A 21,314-nucleotide genomic window follows, 5' to 3' on the forward strand; every position below is an offset into this window, starting at 1 on the left:
ACCACGATTTTCACAGAGGCAAAAATGACCAAACGCAACGACATCGACGCACTTCGCAACCTGTCCGGCGACATCTGGAACGTCGCCGTCGACGAATACGCCCAGGGCTACCTCAAGCGCCGCGACCTGTTGAAATATGCAGCCTTGATTGGCCTGACCGGCTTTGCCGCTTCGCAAGGCTTGGGCTTTTCCGGCACAGCGCGCGCTGCGGCCGCCGGCGGCACCGTTCGCGTCGGGCTCGGCCAGCCGACCAAGGCGATCGATCCGGTGACGGTTACCGATCCTGCTAGCATCGGCGTTCTCAGCCAGGTCGGCGAATATTTGATCCTCGACGATCCCAAGGACGGGCTGCAGCCGAAGCTTGCCGTGTCCTGGGAAGCCGATGAGACGGCCAAGCGCTGGACGTTCAAATTGCGGCCCGGCGTGAAGTTCCATGATGGCCGCACCGTCACCGCCAAGGACGTGGTGGCAAGCTTCGAGCGTCTCGTCGATCCGAACAGCGGGTCGTCGGCGCTCTCCGCCTATAAGGGCATCCTGTCCAAGGGCGGCGCCAAGATCGTCGACGACGAGACGGTCGCTTTCGATCTCGACCAGTCGAACTCGAATTTCCCCTTCTATGTCTCTTCCGACGTCTACAATGCGGTGATCCTGCCGGCCGACTATGCCGGCGACTTCGAAAAGAATTTCAACGGCACCGGGCCGTTCAAGCTCGAATCCTTCCGCCCCAAGCAGGGCGCCAGCTTCGTGCGCAATCCCGATTATTGGGGCGACAAGGCGCTGCCCGACCGGGTCGAGATAAAATTCTTCGACGACGAGCAGGCGCAGGTCGTGGCGCTGCAGGCCGGTCAGCTCGACGTCATCCCGAGCACCACGCGCCTGGAACTGGCGATCGAGGGCAATGCCAACTTCAAGCTGCTCAGCGTGCAGGCGAGCTCGCATGATGCCGTGCATCTCAGGACTGACCAGGCGCCGTTCACCGACAAGCGCGTCCGCCGCGCCCTGGCGCTCACCCTCGATCGCGAGGCCATCGTGAAGGGCCTGCTCAAGGGTCGCGCCATCGCCGGCAACGACACGCCGTTCGCGCCGATCTTCCCCTCGGCCGATCCGTCGGTGCCGCAGCGCAAGCAGGACATCGCCGAGGCCAAGCGGCTGCTGGCCGAGGCCGGCGTGCCCAACGGCTTCGAGGTGACGCTGACCACCGAACGCGCCTACGACATTCCCGACTACGCCGTGATCATCCAGAACTTCGCCAGGAAGGCCGGCATCGACATCAAGCTCAACGTCCTGCCGCAGGATGCCTATTACGGTTCCGCGACATTTGGCAGCTCGCCCTGGCTGGATTCCAATCTCGGCATCACCGATTTCGGCCATCGCGGCACGCCCGACATCTTCCTCAACGCGACGCTGAAAAGCACCGGAGCCTGGAACGCCGCGCATTTCAAGAATGCGGACTATGACGCATTGCTGGTCGACTACGGCAAGGCGCGCGACCTGCAGGCGCAACGCGTCGCCGCCGGCAAAATCCAAAACCTTCTGCTCGACGAGACGCCGGAGATCATCAGCTACTTCTCGCAATACAGCCGCATCGCCAGCGCGAAAGTCGAGGGCGTGCGCTTCACCGCGATCTCGCATCTGCTGCTCGATCGCATTTCCTTCGTCCAGGCATGATGCGGAAACGTCAAACCAGTTGGGACACCGGATGCTGACCGGCCGCACCTTGTCGGCGCGCCTGGCTTCGCTGCTCCTCACTTTGTGGCTGGTCAGCGCGCTGGTCTTCCTTGCCGGGCAGGTCCTGCCCGGCGATGTCGCGCGCGTCATGCTGGGTCCCTTCGCCGATGCGCAAGCGGTCGCCGCGTTGAACAAACAACTCGGCGCCGACCAGCCCGTGCTTGTCCAATACTGGCGCTGGTTCAGCGCGGCGCTCACGGGCGATTTCGGCACGTCGCTGGCGATGCGGGCGCCGGTCGCGCCCTTCGTGCTGGAGAGCCTCGGTCGCTCGGCCGCGCTTGCCGGGATCATCCTGCTGTTCCTTGTGCCGTTGGGTGTCGGCGCGGGCATCGTCGCCGGCCTCAACCGGGGCCGGCTCGCCGACCGGCTGATCGTGCTCGCCGGTGTCTCCTTCGGCATCGTGCCGGACTTCGTCTCGGGGCTGCTCCTGCTCCTGGTCTTCGGCCTGTGGCTGAACTGGCTGCCGATCACCGGCGCGGCGCCGCAGGGCGCGGGCTTCTGGACGAGCGGCTATTATCTCATCCTCCCGGCGCTGCCGCTCGTGCTCAACCTTGCCGGCTATCTGGCGCGCATGACGCGGGCCGGTGTCATCGAGGCGCTGGCCGCCGACTATACGCGCACCGCCACGCTGAAAGGGCTTGACCGCCGGCAGGTCATCGTTCGGCACGTGCTGCCCAACGCGCTGACGCCGACGATCGCGGTGCTTGCCACGCAGAGCGGCTACATGCTCGGCGGGCTGGTGGTGATCGAGGCGTTGTTCGGCATCCAGGGCCTCGGCAACCTGGTGCTGAATGCCGCCAAGTCGCGCGATTTCCCGATGCTGGAGGCAGGCGTGCTTGTCATGGCGACGATTTTCGTGCTGTCCGCGGCGCTGGGCGATCTCGCGCAGGCGCTGCTAGATCCGCGGCAAAGGCGGCGAGCCCCGTCATGATGGAGCTGATGGAGTTTCCGGCGCCGCAACGCGTCTTCTCGGTCTTAACGGTCGCTGGCAGGTTCGGCCGCGCTCTGCTCGCACTGTCTCCGGCGGTCGTCATCGGATCGCTCATCCTCGTCTTCTGGATCGCCTGCGCTTTGTTCGGCGACCGCCTTGTCCCTTACGATCCCTATGCCGAGGATTTCCTCGCCACGCTGACGCCGCCGGACGCCGCCCATTGGTTCGGCACCGATCATCTCGGCCGTGACGTGCTGTCCCGCATCATCGTCGGATCGCGCGACATTCTTCTGGTGGCGCCGCTGGCCACGCTCGGCGGTGTCGCCGCCGGCACCGTCATCGGCCTGGTGCTCGGCTATTTCGACGGCCTGGTCGATGCGATCGGCGCGCGGCTGCTCGACACGCTCATGGCCTTTCCTTTCATCGTCCTGGTCACCATGACGCTGGTGGCGCTCGGGCCCTCGAACCTCACCGTTATCCTGGTGATCGCCATCGCCTATGCGCCGCTGGTGGCGAGAACCGTGCGCGCCGCGGTCCGCGAGCAGAAGGAACGCGAATACGTCAGCGCGGCCCGCCTCGGCGGCGAGAACGCCTTCGCCATCATGGTGCTGGAGATCCTGCCCAACATCAGGGAGACGATCCTGATTGAGCTGGTCACCAGACTGGGTTACGCCTTCTTCTCAATCGCGACGCTGAGCTTTCTCGGCCTCGGCATCCAGCCGCCTTCCGCGGACTGGGGTCTGGCGGTGGCGGAGGGCTATGGCTTCCTCACCGGCGGCAAATGGTGGGTGGTGGTCTTCAACTCGGGCGCAATCGTCTCGCTGGTCATGGCCACCAATCTGATCGCTCAAGGGGTCGGCGCCTTCGAGAATGTAGAGCGGTGAATTGCGGCTTGTGAGGCTCGGGCTCTGCTAAAGCAATTCCAGGAAAAGTGCGAAGCGGTTTTCCGTCCGGAATTGCGTCAAAACAAAATACACTCCTGTTGATTCGTCTCGACAGGAAATCGCATGAGCAAGGCCCTCGGCACATTCGCACTGATCACGGTTCTGAGCGCCTTGCTGATGGCGCTGTCATTGGCCGTGGCGAGGCACGGCTATCCCTATGGCGCATACGGCGTGAAGCGTCTCGACGGCATTGCCGACGCCGGCTCCTTCCTGGCCATCGCCGCTGTCTACTTCTTCGGCGCCATGCTGATGATGATCCTGCCCATCCGCGCCGCCGGCGTCGTGCTGACCCATGCCGCCGACGCGCTCTTCTGGACGACGGTCATGCTCTTCGCGACGATCGTCGGCTCGTTGCTCGCCAGATGGGCCTTCGGCCAGCATGAGGTGCTCTGGGCGCTTTTCAACTGGCGCTTCCTGTTCGTCGCGGCGATCGTTGCGGCGCATCTCACCATGAACGAGCTTCGCCGCAACATCCTGATCAGAAGCCTGTTCTTCGTCATCTTCGGCGCGGTCACGCTCGCCTGCCTGTTCTGGTCGTTCTCGACCTGACGGCCCTATGATTGCCGAAGATCGCGGGTAGACCTATCGCCGGACAGTGACTATATCATTTGTCTGACAATTGACCCGGGCCGATGGCTGCCGCGACCAAACTCAAGGAAAAAAGATGACCGTGCTGCGTAAGAACCTGATCGACGGCGAGTGGCTTGGCGAGGCCGGCTCGCGCAACATCAACCCGTCGAACACCAACGATGTCGTCGGCGAATACGCCTCGGCCGGGCCGGAGCAGGCAGAGCAGGCCATAGCCGCCGCCAAGGCGGCCTTCCCGGCCTGGTCGCGTTCAGGCCCGCTGGCCCGCCATGCGGTGCTCAAGAAGACCTCGGACGAGATCATGGCGCGCAAGGACGAGATCGGCCGCTCGCTCGCCCGTGAGGAAGGCAAGACGCTGGCCGAGGGCGTCGGCGAGACGATCCGCGCCGCGCAGATCTTCGATTTCTTCGCCGGCGAGACGCTGCGCCTGTCGGGCGAGATGGTGCCGAGCGTGCGGCCGGGCGTCGGCGTCGAGATGACACGCGAAGGCGTCGGCGTCGTCGGCATCATCACGCCGTGGAATTTCCCGATCGCCATCCCCGCCTGGAAGATCGCGCCGGCCTTGGCCTACGGCAACACGATCGTCTTCAAGCCGGCAGAACTGGTGCCCGAAAGCGCCTGGACCATCGTCGATATCCTGCATCGCGCCGGCCTGCCCAAGGGCGTGCTCAACCTCGTCATGGGCAAGGGCTCGGTGGTCGGCCAGGCGATGCTCGACAGCCCCGACGTCAACGCCATCTCCTTCACCGGCTCGGTCGGCACGGGCAAGCGCGTTGCCGCGGCAAGTGTCGAGCATATGCGCAAGTTCCAGCTCGAAATGGGCGGCAAGAACCCGCTCGTCGTACTCGACGACGCCGACCTGGCCGTCGCCGTCGATTGCGCGGTCAACGGCGCCTATTTCTCGACCGGCCAGCGCTGCACGGCGTCCTCGCGCCTGATCGTCACCGACGGCATCCACGACCGCTTCGTCGACGCCATCAAGGAGCGGCTGGACAAGCTCGTCATCGGCGACGCGCTCGATGCCAAGACGCAGATCGGACCGGTCGTCGACCAGACCCAGCTCAAGCAGGACGAAGATTACATCGCTATCGGCCGCCAGGAAGGCGCCGAACTCGCCTTCGGCGGCGACCGGCTGGAGCGCGGCACGCCGGGCTTCTATCTGCAGCCGGCGCTGTTTGTCGGCTCCACCAATGCCATGCGCATCTCACGCGAGGAGATCTTCGGCCCTGTCGCCAATGTCATCCGCGTCAAGGATTATGACGAGGCGCTGGCAGTCGCCAACGACACGCCGTTCGGCCTGACCTCTGGCATCTGCACCACCAGCCTGAAGCACGCGACGCATTTCAAGCGCAATTCCGAAGCCGGCATGGTGATGGTCAACCTGCCGACGGCGGGCGTCGACTTCCACGTGCCGTTCGGCGGCCGCAAGGGCTCGAGCTACGGTCCGCGCGAGCAGGGCCGCTACGCGATGGAGTTCTACACCACGGTCAAGACCGCCTATACATTCGCCGGCTGACTCAATCCGGGAGGCGATCGATGAGCGTGGCCGACATGACATGGCTCAACCCGCCGCCGCACCACGTGTTCGGCGACGGGACGCTCACCGTTCGCACCGGCAAGGACACGGATTTCTGGCGCGAGACTTTTTACGGCTTCTGGCGCGACAACGGCCATTTTTTCTACCGGCCCGTCGAGGGTGATTTCAGCGCCGAGGTCACCGTCAAGGGCGACTACAAGGTGCTCTACGATCAGGCGGGGCTGATGCTGCGCCTCAGCGAAACGCACTGGATCAAGGCCGGCATCGAGTACACCGACGGGCTGGCCTACTTCTCAGTCGTCGTCACCAACGACACCTCCGACTGGTCGCTTGTCGCCATTGCCGCCGGCAAGCACGGCGTCAGGATCCGCCTGACCCGTCACGCCGAGGCGATCCGCATCCAATATCTGGACGCTTCGGACGGCCACTGGAAGCCGGTGCGGCTGGCCTATTTCCCGGTCTCGAAATCGGTCGATGTCGGCATGATGTGCTGCTCGCCGCAGCGCGAGGGGTTCGAGGCGACATTTTCGGGCTTTACGATCGGGCCGCCGATTTCGCGGGACCTGCACGACTGAGCCGGTAAAGCCGGCCGTTCTTCCGCAATTGCCGGGAAAGGCGTAAGACGACGGATCGCCTGACCGAAGGGCCAGATGCCGTCAAACGCTCCGCTGATCCTTTTCTGGACGCGCTACTTCGACAAGCCTGTCGACCTCGCGGCCATACCGCAATGCGCGGTTCCCGTCGAATGGACCAATGACCGGCGACGGCTTGCCGAGGCCGACGCGGTGGTCTTCCATCTGCCGAATTTTCCCGAGATCGGTGACGCCCGCAAATATCCCGGCCAGCTCTGGGTCGCCTGGTCGATGGAGAGCCTCGTCAACTATCCCATCATGGCCGATGCGTCCTTCATGCGGCACTTCGACATCGTCATGACCTATGAAACCGGGTCGGACGTCTGGACGCCTTATCTGCCGGATGCGGACTGGTGGGAGACTGCGCGCCATAAGCCCGTGCCGCCCAAGGTCGAGAGCGCGCCTGCGGTGCATTTCCAGTCCTCGAGCTTCAACAAGAGCGGTCGCGACACCTTCATCGCCGAGCTGTCCCGGCACATCGCGGTCGATTGCTACGGCCGTTATCGGCCCAACCGTCAAATCATAGGCCCCGATCTCGGTCGGCAGACGAAGCTCGAAACCATAGGCCGGTACCCCTTCTGCCTGGCGCTGGAGAATTCGATCGCGCCGGATTACGTCACCGAGAAGATGTTCGATCCGCTCGCCGCCGGAACCGTGCCCGTCTATCTCGGCGCGCCCAACGCCGCGGCGTTCGTTCCGGACGGCTGCTATATCGACGCCGCGTCCTTCGGTACGCCGGCCGACCTCGCTGCTTATCTGCGCTATCTGACCGACACGCGGCGCGACTATGAAACCTACTTCGACTGGCGCTCGAAGCCGCTGCCGGAGCGCCTGACAAGACAGCTGGAACGGAACGCCGCGCCGCCAAAATGCCGTCTCGCCGAGTTGGTGAGCCAGCGCCTGTCTCTCCGCACAAACCCGCCGACCGGTCGGTCTTACCTGCCATTCGGCTTCGAGAGATTCCTGTCGACGCGGTTGCGCCGCTGGCGGGGAAAGTTCCGTGCGCGCTGATTGCCACAAGGACGTCACCGGCTGGCTGTGTCCAGCCCCAGGCCACGCCGCACCGCGTCACGGATCGCCTGCGGCCCGAACCGGGACCAGGCCGTCTCGTAGGCGCGGACGCGCAACCCGGCCATGCGCTCGGGATTGGAGCAAAGTTCGATCGCAAGGTCGGCGAGACCCTCGTCGGTATCGGACAACAGCAAGTCCTCGCCGTCGCTAAGGTCTAGCCCCTCGGCCGCCAGCGGTGTTGCGATGACCGGAACGCCCAGAGCCATCGCCTCGAGGATCTTGATGCGCGTGCCGCCCCCCATCCGCAGCGGGATGATGCAAAGATGCGCGGCCGACAGAAGGGGGCGCACATCGGGGGGATCGGCAACCAATGTGACGCCGTCGAGCGCCGACAGCGCCTGTGTCGCCGCATTGGGCGAGCGACCGGCCAGGATCAGTCTCGCGCCCGGCAAGGCCATCCGGATGCGCGGCAGGATGATGCGGGCCAGCCGCTCGGCTGCATCGACATTCGGTCCATAGCCGAGATGCCCGACAAGCAGGATCGCCGGGAAGCCGTCGGACATGACAGGCGGCGGCGGTAGTGTCCGGGGCAGGGTTTCGGCCCGTGGAATGCCGTTCGGCACGATATCGACCGGCATCGTCTTCGCAACGATAGGCTCGAGCCGATCCCGATCCATGCCTGAACAGACCCAGATACGGTCGACGATTTGAGCCGCCTCTCGTTCCAGCCGTCTGATGTCCGGTGAGACGGCAAGCGGATCCTTGCCGTGCAGCGTCTGGGCCGCAAGGTCGGACTCGACATTTTGCATGTCGAGAATGAGCTGTCCGGTAAGCGACCGCAGCGGCCGCAGCAATTTGAACAATGGAATGCCATCGACCACGATCGTGTCCGGGCGGAACGCGCGCACCAGGGCCTTGAGGCGGGCCAGCGCAAGTCGCGGGATCCGGACCTCGCCCCTGATCCTGCCCCAGCCCAGCGACCGCGAACGCTTGTCGGAACGCGCGGTCAGTGAGATCGTCCGGATGCCGTGTGGCTGCTCCTGACTGGCGGAAGGCTTCAGCGAGGCCAGGCGGACGGGTCCGAATTCCGCCGCTGCCGCGGCATTGCCGAAGATCCTGAGATCGGCGCCGGAGACGGGCGGGTAGGCGGGATCAACGCTGATGATCAGGGTGCGCCGAGGCGCCGCCGGATCGGGCAAGGAGGGCTTGTTCCTCGCCAACCGCCCGATAAGGATTCTGGCTCGATATTGCAGCGCCTTCCAGCTTTGGCCGAGTTCCCTGTGCGCCAGGACGGCGCGCATCATGCTGGCGGCGTCGGCGAACATCCGGTGCCTGATGAGCTGGCGGGCAATGCGCTGCGCTATCCAGGCCTTTCGCCATTGCAGGGCGTCCCGCTCGACACCGGAGGCTGCGAGGCCGTTGAGTTCGCGCGTTATCGCGAGGAACGTGTTGCGCGGCGCCGTGATGAAGCGCCGCGCCATCCTCTCCTCGTCATGGTGGTAGAGAAGCACCGGCGTATCGATCGTGGCGATTTCGGCACGTGCGAGCACTGCCGCCCAGTAGCAGGTGTCCTCATCGAGGCCGATCGCCTCCGGAAAGCGGATGCCGGCCATCGCGCCACGGGCGACCAGCGCGCTGCCCATGGCGATCGGCCACAGCTCGTTGCGCAGATACCGGCTTGTGTTCCGGCGCCTGTCCCGGCCGTAGCCGTGCGGCGCCTTGACCTTGTCCGGGCGGCCTTGCGTCCGCCTAATGCTCGCGCCGACCGCCAGCCCGGCGCCACTCCGGACAAGGGCGGACCTGAGCGCCGAGAGACTGCCGGGCATCGCCTCATCGTCGGCATCGAGAAAGAAGATGAAATCGCCTCCGGCCCGGGCAATCCCGGCGTTGCGCGCCGCGCCCGCGCTGCCCAACCGCACGCTTACGACATCCACCGGCAGGCCGAGGCGTCGGGCGGTCTCCAGAGCGATGTTCGCGGTGCCGTCATCCGATCCGTCGTCGATCAGGAAAATCTCGCGGATGACAGGCTTGTCGGATAGGAGGCCGCTCAGCGCCGCCTCGATCGTCGCAGCCGCGTTTCGTGCCGGGATAACCACACTGATGTCAGCAGTCATATGCCGAGCCGTTCATCGCGGTTCGAAGAAGCCGCGCTTGAGCAGGCGGTCGTAATGATGCTTGAGCATCGACACCGGGCGCAGCGAAAGACTGGCAAGATCGTCGACCAACTGCGGCTCGGTCTCGAATGGCGACCGGTTTTCGACCCAGCTGTAGCGGGAGCCGTCCCTGAGCACCGAGGGTGAGCCGACAATATAGCCGCCGAGCGCCTTGACGTGACCGACCCGGCGCGAGCCGAAATGCAGGCTGGAAGAGACCATAGGCTCCCTCGTTCTCAGATAGACATGAAACCCGCTCGGCGATTTCGCTGTCGGCGTGGCGCTGGCGATCGCCCTGTGATCGGCCAGCCAGGCGCGGTAGCCGGCGGCGTCGTCGAAATCAAGGATCATCAGGTTGGAAAACCCTCCCACTATGCCGACATTGCCGTCAAAGCCGCGAAACCAACGTGCGATGTCGCCGCTGCCCGGCGGCTTCTGCGCCAGCTGGAAGGTGATCGAGGTGAAGGCCAGTTCCTTCAGGTCTTTGCGCAACGTCCGCAGATGCAGCGGATCATACTCCATGGCCGCGAGATCGAGATGCTTGCCGCCGGCACGCAGCGGCAGGCATATGTAGCCGCGCTCCAGCAGCTTGACGGCATAGTCGGTCAGCATCTCAGGCTGCATGCGCCAGCCCCCCGCATCGAACCCACGGCACGATCTTCGTTAGCCAACGGCCTGTTCGTCAAGCGATTGCCGACTTGCTAAGTCGGTTCCCGTCAATTGGCGCGAACCCGCGCCTGGCTCCGGATCCCCCAGCCCGCGCAATTTGCCTACCGGCCTATTCCCGCCTCTGTGAAGTCGAACACAGTCAGGCGGATAGGCCGCGATAGGATGATTTCACAAAATCGACGACCGCGAATGCGGCGAAAGACTAGAGCAATTCCAGGAAAGTGTGAGCGGTTTTCCGTCCGGAATTTCGTAAAAAACAAGGAGATAGGGCCGTTTCACCGTTTCCGTGAAACGGTGAAACGCACTGGGGGGTTAGCCTTGGCCACGTCCAATCTACCGACACCTGATTTCACCTTCGACCCCAGCCAGCCCGGGGCCTGCATCGCCGGCGTGCGGCCGTACCGCAAAGGATCCTACCGGCTCGATGCCGAGACCATCTCGCAAAAATTCATCGTGCACAATTACGGCCATGGCGGCGCCGGCATTACGCTCAGCTTCGGCTGCGCGGCCAAGGTCCGCGACATCGTCGGGGGCCATCTGGCGGCAAGTTCCGGCGCGACGGAAGTCGCCGTGCTCGGCGCCGGCGTCATGGGGCTGACGGCCGCGACGCTGCTGCTCGATCTCGGGCTGAAGGTCACGGTCTACGCCGATCGCGCGCCGTTGCAGACCACCTCCGCCAAGGCCGGCGGCCAGTGGGCCGTCTCGGTGGTGGAATTCGCCGGCAAGGAACGCGAGCTCGCCGAAATCGTGAAGACGGCATACCGTGAGTTCAAGAGCAGGATCGGGCAGGGATTCGGCGTGTATGAGCGCCCGAACTATACTGCAACGCCGTCGCATAACCTCGATATCGTGATCCAGCTTGCGCCCGGACTGATCCCGCCGCGAAAGTCACTGAAGCGACTGCCGTTCGAGCACCACACCAAGCCGGGCTTCGTCTACCAGACCCTGCTCATCGAGCCACACGTTCTGCTCGCAAAGCTCAAGGCCGATCTCGACCAGCGCGGTGTCACCTTCGTGTCGAAGTCGTTCGTCAGCCGCTCGGATATCCTGGCCAGCGTGCCGCAGCCGATCATCGTCAATTGCACCGGGCTCGGCTCGAAGACGTTGTGGAGCGACAACAACATGATGCCGATCAAGGGCCAGCTGGCGATGCTGCCGCCGCAACCGGGGCTGCAATATCTCTATGGCCAGAACGGCTACATGTTCCCGCGCAGCGATCATGTCGTGATCGGCGGCACCTTCGAGCACGTCAACAACGAAACCGCGGACCAGGCCGTTTGCCAGGACCTCGTCGATCACATCGCGTCGCTGTTCGGCAAGGCCGCCGCGAAGCCGCTGTCCGACATCCACATCCACCACCCCGATCACGCGCCGATCGTCAATCCAGCCATTCCTTCGGTTTAGGCAGGGGATTCGGGCAGGCCTTTCCGGAGCAGAAACGTGGCCTTCACCGTCGCCGACTACATTCTGAAGCGCCTCGCCGAGCAGCATGTCGACCGGCTGTTCGGCGTGCCCGCCGCCTATTGCGCGCCGCTGTTCGACGCCGCGCCGGCGCATGGCATCAAGTCGGTGGTGGCGGCGAGCGACCTGGAGGCCGGCTATGCCGCCGACGGCTATGCCCGCACCAAGGGGCTGGGCGCCGTATCGGTCGCCTATGGGGTCGGCACATTGAGCATGATCAACGCGATCGCCGGCGCCTATGTCGAACGCAGCCCGGTGGTCGTCATCAATGGCGGGCCGACCCCGGCCGCGATCGCCAATCTGAAGAAATTCGATATCGTGTTCTCTCACTCCACCGGTCAGGAGGCGACCGATCTCAGCGCCTACAAGCTCGTGACCACCCAGGCGGCGCGCGCGGCGACCGTCGCCGACGTGCCCAAGGTCGTCGACCAGGCGATCTCGGCGGCGATCAGGACGCAGCGCCCGGTCTATATCGAGATCAACATGGCGATCTGGGGTGCCACCTGCCCGATGCCGGGCGGGCCGCTGCCGGTGGCCAATCCAGCCGCCGGCACCGAAACCCTATTGGCGACGTCGATCGTCGGCCTGATCCGCGCCGCGCAGGCGCCGCTGATCCTGGTCGGCACCGAAATCCAGCGCTATGGCTTCGCCGATAAGGTTGCCGATCTCATCGCCAAGCTGGGCGTGCGCTGGGCCACCGCGCTGCTTGCCAAATCGGTGCTCGCCGAACAGGGCAGCGGATGGGTTGGCGTCTACAATCCCCCACACTCTCTTGCCGCGGTGAAACAGGCCGTCGAGCAGGCGGATCTTCTCGTCACGCTCGGATGCGTCTTCCCCAACGGCTATGGTGGCCTGGTGCAGAATTCCTTCGGGCGCATGGTCCAGGTCTATGACGGCAAGGTGCGCATCAAGACGGCGGCCAAGCAGAATGCCGAGCTCGGCGTGCTGGTCTCGGCACTCGTTGCCGAGGCAGCGAAGAAGCCGCCGATGGCAGCACCGGCCGGCGCTGTGCCGGCGGTTCCCGGCCCGGCTTCCGGGCCGCTCACCTACAAGCAGGTCTTCGAGCGCGTCGGCGCAGCACTCGATTCCAGCTGGCTCGTCATCCCCGACACCTTCCTGGGGATATACTCGGCCGCCAACGCGCCGGTCAAAGACCGCAACGCATTCCTGTGCAGCGGCGTTTGGGCTTCGATCGGTCATTCGGTCGCCGCCGCCGTCGGCGCCTCGTTCGGCTCGGCCCGGCGACCGCTCGTCATCTGCGGCGATGGTGGTTTCCATATGACTGCGCAGACGCTGTCGACGATGGTCCAGTATGGCAGCAAACCGGTCGTCGTCATCCTCGCCAACGGCATCTATGGCTACGAGCAATTCCTGGTCGACGCGAGCTACTTCCAGAACCCGGCCAGGCAGCCGCGCTCCTATGTCGTGCTCAACCAGTGGGACTTTGCCAAGTTCGCCGCCGCGCTCGGCGTGCAGTTCGCCCAGACGGTGAACACAGCCGCTGCCTTTGACGCGGCGCTGGCGGCGGTCAAGGGGTTCGACGGACCCGCCGTCATCGTCGCACAGATCGAGCCGCACGGATTGCCGGCCGAGTTGCCGTGACGATCATCGAAATCACTGGAAGGCTATCTCATGGAACATCCGTTTCGCGTCGACGAGTTCGTGCCCTCGAGCGACGCGGCGCCCGTCGAGGACAAGCCGCTTGCCGCTCCGGCGGCCGAAGCGGCCCCGGCGCCATTGCCGCCGCTGCCGAACCTTCCGGCGAGCGAGGTGCAGTTCCTGCGCCCGTCGGATCCGCATTACGCGGATTTCCTGCCCGCTTCGAGCAAGCGCAAGCAACTGGCGCCCGCATTGCGCGCGATCTGCAAGACCGAGCATGCCGTCGCCGTGATGGTCGACTGGGTTCGCGGCAACAGGCTGAATTTTGCCATGCGCAGCGGCGGCCATTCCTATGAAGGCCTTTCGCAAACGACCGGGGTTGCGATCGATGTCCGCGGGCTGACGCAAATCACCGTCGACAAGGTGTCGAACCTCGTCACCGTCGGCTCCGGCGTGTCGCTGTTTCAGCTCTATTCGGCGCTGGCTGCACAAGGCCTTGCGCTGCAGGCCGGCAGTTGTCCGACCGTGGGCATTGCCGGTCATCTCACCGGCGGCGGCCACGGCTTTCTGGCGCGATCGCATGGTTTGACCTGCGATGGCCTGCGGCAGGCCACTCTCGTCGACGCGCAGGCGCGCGTGCTGCAGGCGAATGCGACGTCGCAACCCGATCTGTTCTGGGCCTGCCGCGGCGGCGGTGGCGGCAGCTTCGGCATCGCCACGCAATTCCAGATCGGCGTTTTCCCGCTGAAGAGCGCGCTGGTGTTCGGGGTCTCGTGGAAATTGTCGCAGGCCAAAGCCGCGAAACTGTTCGCGGTATGGCAGGACTGGGCGCCGAAGGCGCCGTCCAACATCACCTCCATCATGAAGATCGGCCCCGCCGGTGGCGGCCAGATCAAGATGCGCTGCATCGGCCAGTCGGTCGGCAGCGAGGCGGAGCTGCGCGCCGAGTTGAAACGGTTGACGACATCGCAAGCCCCGTCATCGGCGCTGACGGTACACTCGCTGGCATTCCTCGATGCGGTCAATCACTTCGCCGGGACTCTGACCTATCAATCGGAGCTGATGAAGGCGAAGTCGGACTATGTGCTGTCGCCGCTTTCCGCCAGGGGCATTGCCACCATGATGGCGGCGGTCGCGCCGATCGCGCCCGACGGCATCGTGCTGTTGTGCGACTCCTATGGCGGCAAGATCGCCGATGTGGCCGCCGACGCCACCGCGTTTCCGCGCCGCGCCGGCACGCAATATTGCATCCAGTATTTTTCAAGCTGGAGCCGCGCGGCCGATACCCCGGCGCGTCTGGCGCAGATCGCCAAGGTTTATAACGCGATGCGGCCGTTCATGCCGGATGCGTCCTACGTCAATTACTGCGATCTCGACCTGCCTGATTATGCGAGGGCCTATTGGGGCAACAATCTCGCCCGCCTGGTCGCGGTGAAGCAGCAATATGATCCGACCGATCTGTTCCACCATGCGCAGAGCGTGCCGCTCGCCATTCCGGTAGCGTGAGGCCGCGACGCTGGCCAGGGCTATTCTCCGGATCGGTGCTGGAAGAACTGCAGGAACAATTCGCGCTCGGTGGTGATGTCGAGCTTCTCATAGATGCGTCGGCGGTGGTTCTTGACCGTGCCGACGGTAATGCCGAGCCGGTCGGCGATGTTGGCGGTCGGGTGGCCGGCGAGGATCAGCTGCACCAGCTCGCGCTCGCGCAGCGACAGCTCCGGCCACAGGCTCTCCGGAATGCTCGGCTTCTGCTGTGGCGAGGCACCGGGACCGCTGGGCGCGGAGGTGCGGGAGAAGTCTGAGCCGCGCGCCTTGATGTCCAGCGCATGCAGCGCCTCGAACACCGGCAGCCGTTCGGTCAGCAGCGCGATCTCGCTGTCTTTGAACGAGACTTTCGAGCGGTCGAGGAAGATGCCAAGGCACCAGTCGCCGCCGTCGGCCAGCATGATGCCGACCTCGTCGCAGATTTCCGACTGGGCCAGGAAGCCGGCTATGTACTGGCCGCGCTTGGCTTCCTCGTCGGCAAGCCCCTTTAGCGGCATGATGCCGAGCCGGCGCTCGCGCCGCCAGGAGGCATAGAAGGGATCGAAGACATAGTAATTGTCGAGATAGCGCCGCACCATCTCGTCGGAGAAGCGCCGGTGCTTGACGAACTCCGGCGTCCTGGTCGCCGAATAGCGCGTCACCGTCACCAAATCATGCGCGATGTCGGCCCCGATCAGGTCGATCAGGCAGTCGACATGCCGGTCGGTGCCGGTGGCGGCGATCGCCTTGGCCAGCGGCGCCCAGATAGTGCCCATGCGCATGCCCTTTTCTCGGCGAACCCGGCCCAAGCGTCATTGTGTCTTTAGGCATATGGCGCGATCCGGCCAGTCGAATCTAGCCTGCGGTCATTCTCGGCAAGGGAAAGCGACCAGTGGACCAGATCACCACCAACCCAATCGTCATCGGCATCGACGCCGGCGGCACCATGACCGACACGATCCTTGTCGATCAGGACGGTCACTTCAAGATCGGCAAGTCGGCAACCACGCCGAGGAACGAGGCCGAAGGCTTTCTCGCCTCGGCGGAGGATGCGGCGGATGCCTGGGGCATCTCGTTGCAGGACCTGTTTTCCGGCGTCAACGTCGTGCTCTATTCCGGCACCGGCATGCTCAACACGCTTTTGTCGCGCACCGGCCGCAAGCTCGGGCTGATCACCACCAAGGGCCTCGAGGACATGATCCTGATGGGCCGCGGCCTGCAGGCCTGGGCGGACTATTCCTATGCCGACCGCCTGCATGCGGTCACCCACCATCATCCGGACCCGCTGGTGCCGCGCCGCCGCACCCACGGCGTCACCGAGCGCATCGACCAGTTCGGCGACGTCATCCTGCCGCTCTACGAGCACGAGGTGCATGCGGCGGCAAAGAAGCTGATCGCTGACAAGGTCGAGGCGATCTGCATCATGACCGTCTTCTCGCATGTCAATCCGGCGCATGAGAAGCGCATCGCCGAGATCTGCCGCGAGGAGATCGCCGCTGCCGGCGCCGACATCCTGGTCTACACCAGCCATGAAGTGCGCCCGGTCATCCGCGAGCAGTCGCGCCTGAACTCGGTGCTGATCGAGGCCTACGCCACTTCGCGCGGCCGCAAGCAGTTGAAGGGCATCGAGGACGTCTCGAAGAAGTACGGCTTCAAATATGGTGTGCAGACGCTGCTCTCCTTCGGCGGCCTCACCTCGATCAACCATCCGCGCCTACACGAGACGATGATCTCCGGCCCCATCGGCGGCATCCTGGGCGCCGCCTATGTCGGCAAACTGATCGGCAACGACTCGCTGATCTGCTCGGATATGGGTGGCACCTCCTTCGACATGGGTGTCATCACCCGCGGCCAGACGCGTATCGAGAACGAGCCGCTGATGGACCGCTTCAAGCTGAATGTCCCGACGCTGCATCTCGACACGATCGGCGCCGGTGCTGGCATGATCCTGAAGGTCGACCCGCTGACCCGCAAGGTTTCGCTCGGACCGGAAAGCGCTGGGTCCGATCCCGGCCCGATCTGCTTCGCCAAGGGCGGCACCGAGCCGACCATCGCCGATTGCGACGCCATTCTCGGCCGCCTCAACCCGCATTACTTCCTCGGCGGCAAGGTCGTGCTGCAGGTCGAGAAAGCGCGCAAAGCCTTCGAGGAGAAATGCTCGCGCCTGCTCGGCGTCGGCGTCGAGGAGGCGGCCGAAGGCATGATCGACATGCTCGAGGCCGACGCCAACAACGCGCTGCGCCGCGTCATCTCCGGGCAAGGCATCCACCCGTCGGAATTCACGCTGCTGTCCTATGGCGGCTCCGGGCCGCTGCACCTCGCCGGCTGTTCCAGGGACATCGGCTTCAAGGACATCATCACCTTCCAGTTCGCCGCCGCCTTCTCGGCCTTCGGCTGCACCACCGCTGACTTCATGCGCCGGCATTCGGTCTCGACGCAGATCGACATCGGCGCGCGGGCGAGCGACGGCGAGCTGCAGGCCTTCGGCGCCAAGGTCACCGCGGTCTGGGACGATCTGACCAAGGCGGCGGTCGACGAGATGATCGCTGACGGTCATGCGCTGGACAAGATCAAGACCGTGCCGTTCCTGATGATGCGCTACACCGGCCAGTTGGAGGACGTCGAGGTGATGGCGCCGCTGTCGGCACTTCACTCGGCCGACGACATGCGCAAGGTCATCGCCGAATTCGAGGCGGTCTACGCCAAGGTCAACCACCGCGTCTCGCGCTATGGCGAGGCCGGCTTCTCCATCACCGAGCTCGGGCTGATCGCCACCGCCGACAAGGTGAAGCCGATGCTGGTCAAGCGCCCGCTCGGCAAATCCGATCCGGCTTCCGCCCACAAAGGCGTGCGCGAGGCCTATATCGGCGGCCGCTGGCACAAGGCCGATCTCTACGAGATGGACCTTCTGCAGCCCGGGCATGAGGTTATCGGCCCGGCCATCATCGAACACCCGGCGACCACGCTCGTCGTCCACCCGCAAGACCGCGTCCATGTCGATGAATGGACGCTGCTGCACTACACCCACGCTTGAGAAGGGCGAACGCCATGCTGGACAAACCCGCCTCCGCCCTGCGCATCCGTGAGCGGCTGATCGAATCCGAACGGCTGATGGAAGAGACCGGCTGCTATGACGGCATCACCGAACTCCATTTGCGCAACGAGGACCCGCTGAAGTTCGAGACGCTGCATACCAAGCTGCGCGCTTACTGCGTGTCGGCGCGTGAGATGGCGCGCCGCATCTCAGCCTCGCCCGGCGTGCGCGAGGTCGGCGAGATGGTCGTCGCCATCTACACGCCGGAGGGCGACGCGATCGCGCTTTCCAACGGCATCATGGTGCATGTGCACACGATGAGCCGCTTCATCAAATGGATGATCCGCAACGGCTACGAGGAAAACCCGCGGATCCGCGACGGCGACATCTTCGCCAACAACGACGCCTTCATCGGCACCGTGCAGGTGCCGGACGTGATGGACGTGGTGCCGATCTTCCATTCCGGCAAGCTGGTCGGCTGGGCCGGCGCCGTCTGCCACGAGCTCGAAGCCGGCGGCATCACGCCCGGCGGCGACGTGGCGCTTGCCCAGGAGCGCTTCACCGAGGGCCTGTTCGTCTGCGCCGAGAAGGTCGGCGAGAATGACGAACTGCGGCGCGACTACGTCATCCGCTGCGAGCGCAATCTGCGCATGCCGATCTACTGGGTGCTCGACGAAAAGGCCAAGGTCGCCTCCTGCATCGACATGCGCGAAAGCGTCAAGGCGCTGATCGACGAGATCGGCCTCGACTATTGGATGCAGGTGTCGAAGGAGTTCATCGAGGAGGGCCGCCGCGCCCAGCTCGCCCGCACCCGCCAGCTCACCGTTCCCGGCATCTATCGTGGCCACACTTTTTACGGCCACGTCACCAAGGGCAAGCCCGGCTACCAGCCGCTCGGCGATCCCGACTGGCTCTACAACATGCCGATCGAGATGGAGATCACCAGCGACGGCAAGATCATCATGGACTTCGAGGGCACGCAGCCCTGGGGCTACCATTCGATGAACTGCACGCCGGCCGGCATGGATGGCGGCATGTTCGTCACGCTGACCCAGCACATGAATTTCGAGGGCCTGGTCAATGACGGCGCCTGGATGGCGACCGAGCTGAAACTGCCCCCCGGCACCTGGACCAACCCCGACAACGAGATGGTGGCGACCGCCACCTCCTGGGCGCTGCTGCTCCCCGCTTACGGTGTCTTCCAGCGGCTGCTCTCGCGTTCCTTTATCGCCCGCGGTTTCGTTGAGGAAGCCTTCGTCGGCCAGGTCAACAGCCCGATGATCGAGATGGGCGGCACCAGCCAGTACGGCACGCCCTTCGGCATGGCGCATTTCGAATGCGCCGCTGCCGGCTCCGGCGCGCTGGCCATCAAGGACGGGCTCGACACCGCCTATGTCGGCTGGAACCCGGAATCCGATATGGGCAACATCGAGATATGGGAACAGAACATGCCGATGCTCTATATCGGCCGGTCCATCGTTCCCAATTCCGGCGGGGCCGGCAAATATCGCGGCGGCTGTTCCTTCCTGTCGACCTGGCTGGTCAGCAAAACCGACCATCTCAGGCTTGTGACCTCCGAGCATTCCTCGCGTGTCTTCGACAATGGCGGGCTGTGCGGCGGTTATCCGGCGCCGACCTGCCAGAAGCACCGCGCCGTGCGTGACTCGAACATCTTCGAGCTCGCCGAAAAGGGCGCTCCGCTCGCCCACCACACCGGCACCAACCCGTACCGCTCGGAACTGGAGGTGCGGCTCGAAGGCCAGCACGTGACGATGGAAGGGCCCTACATCACCGCGCCGCACAAGACCGGCGACGTCTTCACCCATTCCTACAATGGCGGCGGCGGTTACGGCGACGTGCTGGAGCGCGACCCGGTCAAGACCGCCTGGGACGTCGAGAACGGCTTCCTCACCAGGGAAGCGGCGCAAGGCATCTTCGGTATCGTCCTCGACGAGGATGAGGAGGGTTTCCCGGTCGCCAATCTCGAAGCCACCAAGCGCCACCGCGCCGAGATGCGGGCGCAACGGCTGGCGCGGGCAAAGCCGGTCTCGGAATGGGTGGCCAAGGAGCGCGAGCGGGTCAAGGCGGCCGGTTTCGTGCCCGAGGTGAGGAAGATGTATGCCAGCGCGATCAGGCTTTCGGCACGTTTCACCAAGGATTTTTCGGCCTTCTGGGATGTCGATGCCAAATCGACTTTCGGCGTGGAGTAAGGGACCATGACCTCATACAGCAAGGAAGTCATTGCCGATCTGGTTGGCGGCACGCTGCCCTGGCCGCAGACGCGCCGCATCATGAGCGCCTACAAGGACGACGATCGCTTCTTCAAATATGTCGCGGTGCTGCAGGACCGCGTCGGCTGGAGCGATCCGATCCTGCTGCCGGTCGGCGACCATCTTTTCATCTGCCAGAGCGGCGACGAGCGGGTGACCAAATGCGAATGCGGCCATTCCTTCGGCGACTATCGCAAGAACTGGAAGCTGAAGGCCTCGATCATCGTGCGCGACACAGAGGAATCGCTGCGCGAGATCTATCCGAACAGCGACCTGCCGGACCCGGACTGGATGGAGATTCGCGAACTCATCTGCCCGAAATGCGGCACGCTGCATGAGGTGGAAGCTGCGGCTCCCGGCTATCCGATCGTGCATGATTTCGAACCGGACCTCGAAGGCTTTTATCGCGACTGGCTGGGTAAGCCGCTGGAGCCACTGAACAAGGGAGGCTGATGCCGGAATGGGCCGCGTCGCAGGCAAGGTAGCGCTCGTTACCGGGGCCGGACTTGGCCTCGGACGGGCGTCCTCGCTTCTGCTGGCGGCGGAAGGCGCCAGGCTGGTTGTCAGCGACATCGATGATAGCCTTGCAGGCAATACAGCGGCGGAGATCGTCAAGGCCGGCGGCGAGGCACTGGCGCTTCGTCACGATGTCGCGAAGCCGGAGGATTGGTCCGCCGTCATGGCGGCGATCGAGCAGCGCTTCGGCCGGCTCGACGTGCTGGTCAACAATGCCGGCATCGCTATCGCCAAAAACATCGAAGACACGACGCTTGAAGAGTGGCGGCGCACCATGGCGGTCAATCTCGACGGCGTCTTCCTCGGCTGCCAACATGGCATCGCGCTGATGAAGCAATCCGGCGGCGGATCGATCATCAATCTTTCCTCCATTGACGGCATCATCGGCGAGGCCGAGCTTGCTGCCTACTGCGCCTCCAAGGGCGGCGTGCGCACCTTGACCAAGGCAGTCGCCGTGCATTGCGCCGGGCAGCGCTACGGCATCCGCTGCAATTCCATCCACCCCGGCTATATCTGGACGCCGCAGACCGAGAACTATCTGCGCGACCTCGGCAAACTCGAGCAGGAGAAGGCCAAGGCGCTGTCGCGCCATCCGATCGGCTTCCTCGGCGAGCCCAACGACATCGCCTACATGGTCCTCTATCTCGCCTCAGATGAGTCGAAATTCGTCACAGGGTCCGAAATGGTCGTCGACGGAGGCTATCTTGCAGTGTGAAT

Annotated in this window: 17 protein-coding genes; 14 read left to right on the forward strand and 3 right to left on the reverse strand. The window is 64.5% G+C overall.

Annotation, left to right across the window (positions count from 1 at the left end; translation table 11 throughout):
- Positions 1-24: 24 nt before the first annotated feature.
- The 7 genes from KVT37_RS08120 (at position 25) to KVT37_RS08150 (ending at position 7,371) form a co-directional block, all read left to right on the forward strand.
- On the forward strand, positions 25-1,668 hold the full coding sequence (locus tag KVT37_RS08120; protein ID WP_217571460.1) for an ABC transporter substrate-binding protein: 1,644 nt from the start codon (positions 25-27) through the stop codon (positions 1,666-1,668).
- Positions 1,669-1,699: 31 nt separating this feature from the next.
- Positions 1,700-2,659: an ABC transporter permease gene (locus KVT37_RS08125; RefSeq protein WP_217571462.1), complete on the forward strand. Its 960-nt coding sequence runs from the start codon at positions 1,700-1,702 to the stop codon at positions 2,657-2,659.
- The gene (locus KVT37_RS08130) at positions 2,656-3,543 is read left to right on the forward strand and encodes an ABC transporter permease (RefSeq protein ID WP_217571464.1); all 888 of its coding nucleotides are present in this window, start codon (positions 2,656-2,658) and stop codon (positions 3,541-3,543) included. Before KVT37_RS08125 ends, KVT37_RS08130 begins: the two co-directional genes overlap by 4 nt.
- A 123-nt stretch (positions 3,544-3,666) precedes the next feature.
- Entirely contained in the window at positions 3,667-4,152 is a 486-nt protein-coding gene (locus KVT37_RS08135) for a hypothetical protein (RefSeq protein ID WP_217571465.1), read from the forward strand.
- A 115-nt stretch (positions 4,153-4,267) separates the two neighbouring features.
- Entirely contained in the window at positions 4,268-5,707 is a 1,440-nt protein-coding gene (locus tag KVT37_RS08140) for an aldehyde dehydrogenase family protein (protein ID WP_217571466.1), read from the forward strand.
- Between the two features lie 20 nt (positions 5,708-5,727).
- Complete coding sequence (locus KVT37_RS08145) at positions 5,728-6,303, forward strand: DUF1349 domain-containing protein (RefSeq protein ID WP_217571469.1); 576 nt, start codon at positions 5,728-5,730, stop codon at positions 6,301-6,303.
- Between the two features lie 75 nt (positions 6,304-6,378).
- The gene (locus KVT37_RS08150; RefSeq protein WP_217571471.1) at positions 6,379-7,371 is read left to right on the forward strand and encodes a glycosyltransferase family 10 fucosyltransferase; all 993 of its coding nucleotides are present in this window, start codon (positions 6,379-6,381) and stop codon (positions 7,369-7,371) included.
- Positions 7,372-7,385: 14 nt separating this feature from the next.
- Here the strand turns inward: KVT37_RS08150 and KVT37_RS08155 are convergent, their stop codons facing one another.
- Both KVT37_RS08155 and KVT37_RS08160 read right to left on the reverse strand, forming a co-directional pair.
- On the reverse strand, positions 7,386-9,485 hold the full coding sequence (locus tag KVT37_RS08155; RefSeq protein ID WP_217571473.1) for a glycosyltransferase: 2,100 nt from the start codon (positions 9,483-9,485) through the stop codon (positions 7,386-7,388).
- Positions 9,486-9,497: 12 nt separating this feature from the next.
- On the reverse strand, positions 9,498-10,148 hold the full coding sequence (locus tag KVT37_RS08160) for a bifunctional DNA primase/polymerase (protein ID WP_217571475.1): 651 nt from the start codon (positions 10,146-10,148) through the stop codon (positions 9,498-9,500).
- 363 nt (positions 10,149-10,511) lie between these two features.
- Here KVT37_RS08160 and KVT37_RS08165 point away from each other — a divergent pair, with 363 nt between their 5' ends.
- The 3 genes from KVT37_RS08165 to KVT37_RS08175 are packed head-to-tail and all read left to right on the forward strand — an operon-like array spanning position 10,512 to position 14,759.
- Positions 10,512-11,597: an FAD-dependent oxidoreductase gene (locus tag KVT37_RS08165; protein WP_217571477.1), complete on the forward strand. Its 1,086-nt coding sequence runs from the start codon at positions 10,512-10,514 to the stop codon at positions 11,595-11,597.
- A 36-nt stretch (positions 11,598-11,633) separates the two neighbouring features.
- Positions 11,634-13,256, forward strand: coding sequence for a thiamine pyrophosphate-dependent enzyme (locus tag KVT37_RS33930; RefSeq protein ID WP_217571479.1), 1,623 nt, complete (start codon positions 11,634-11,636; stop codon positions 13,254-13,256).
- A 30-nt stretch (positions 13,257-13,286) separates the two neighbouring features.
- Positions 13,287-14,759 (forward strand): FAD-binding oxidoreductase, encoded by a 1,473-nt coding sequence (locus tag KVT37_RS08175; RefSeq protein ID WP_217571481.1) that lies wholly within the window; start codon positions 13,287-13,289, stop codon positions 14,757-14,759.
- A gap of 20 nt (positions 14,760-14,779) precedes the next feature.
- Here KVT37_RS08175 and KVT37_RS08180 read toward each other — a convergent pair whose 3' ends face one another.
- Positions 14,780-15,559 (reverse strand): helix-turn-helix transcriptional regulator, encoded by a 780-nt coding sequence (locus KVT37_RS08180; protein WP_217571483.1) that lies wholly within the window; start codon positions 15,557-15,559, stop codon positions 14,780-14,782.
- Between the two features lie 110 nt (positions 15,560-15,669).
- On the opposite strand from KVT37_RS08180, the gene KVT37_RS08185 reads away from it, so the two are divergent.
- The 4 genes from KVT37_RS08185 to KVT37_RS08200 are packed head-to-tail and all read left to right on the forward strand — an operon-like array spanning position 15,670 to position 21,312.
- A complete protein-coding gene (locus tag KVT37_RS08185; protein WP_217571485.1) occupies positions 15,670-17,811 on the forward strand; it encodes a hydantoinase/oxoprolinase family protein in 2,142 nt (713 codons plus the stop codon).
- A 14-nt stretch (positions 17,812-17,825) separates the two neighbouring features.
- Positions 17,826-20,021, forward strand: coding sequence for a hydantoinase B/oxoprolinase family protein (locus KVT37_RS08190; RefSeq protein WP_217571487.1), 2,196 nt, complete (start codon positions 17,826-17,828; stop codon positions 20,019-20,021).
- A gap of 6 nt (positions 20,022-20,027) precedes the next feature.
- Positions 20,028-20,534 (forward strand): acetone carboxylase subunit gamma, encoded by a 507-nt coding sequence (locus KVT37_RS08195; protein WP_217571489.1) that lies wholly within the window; start codon positions 20,028-20,030, stop codon positions 20,532-20,534.
- Between the two features lie 7 nt (positions 20,535-20,541).
- A complete protein-coding gene (locus KVT37_RS08200) occupies positions 20,542-21,312 on the forward strand; it encodes a glucose 1-dehydrogenase (RefSeq protein ID WP_217571491.1) in 771 nt (256 codons plus the stop codon).
- The last annotated feature ends 2 nt before the right edge of the window (positions 21,313-21,314 follow it).

This window comes from Mesorhizobium sp. GbtcB19 (assembly GCF_019091085.1).
In the GTDB taxonomy this organism is placed as follows: Bacteria; Pseudomonadota; Alphaproteobacteria; order Rhizobiales; family Rhizobiaceae; genus Mesorhizobium.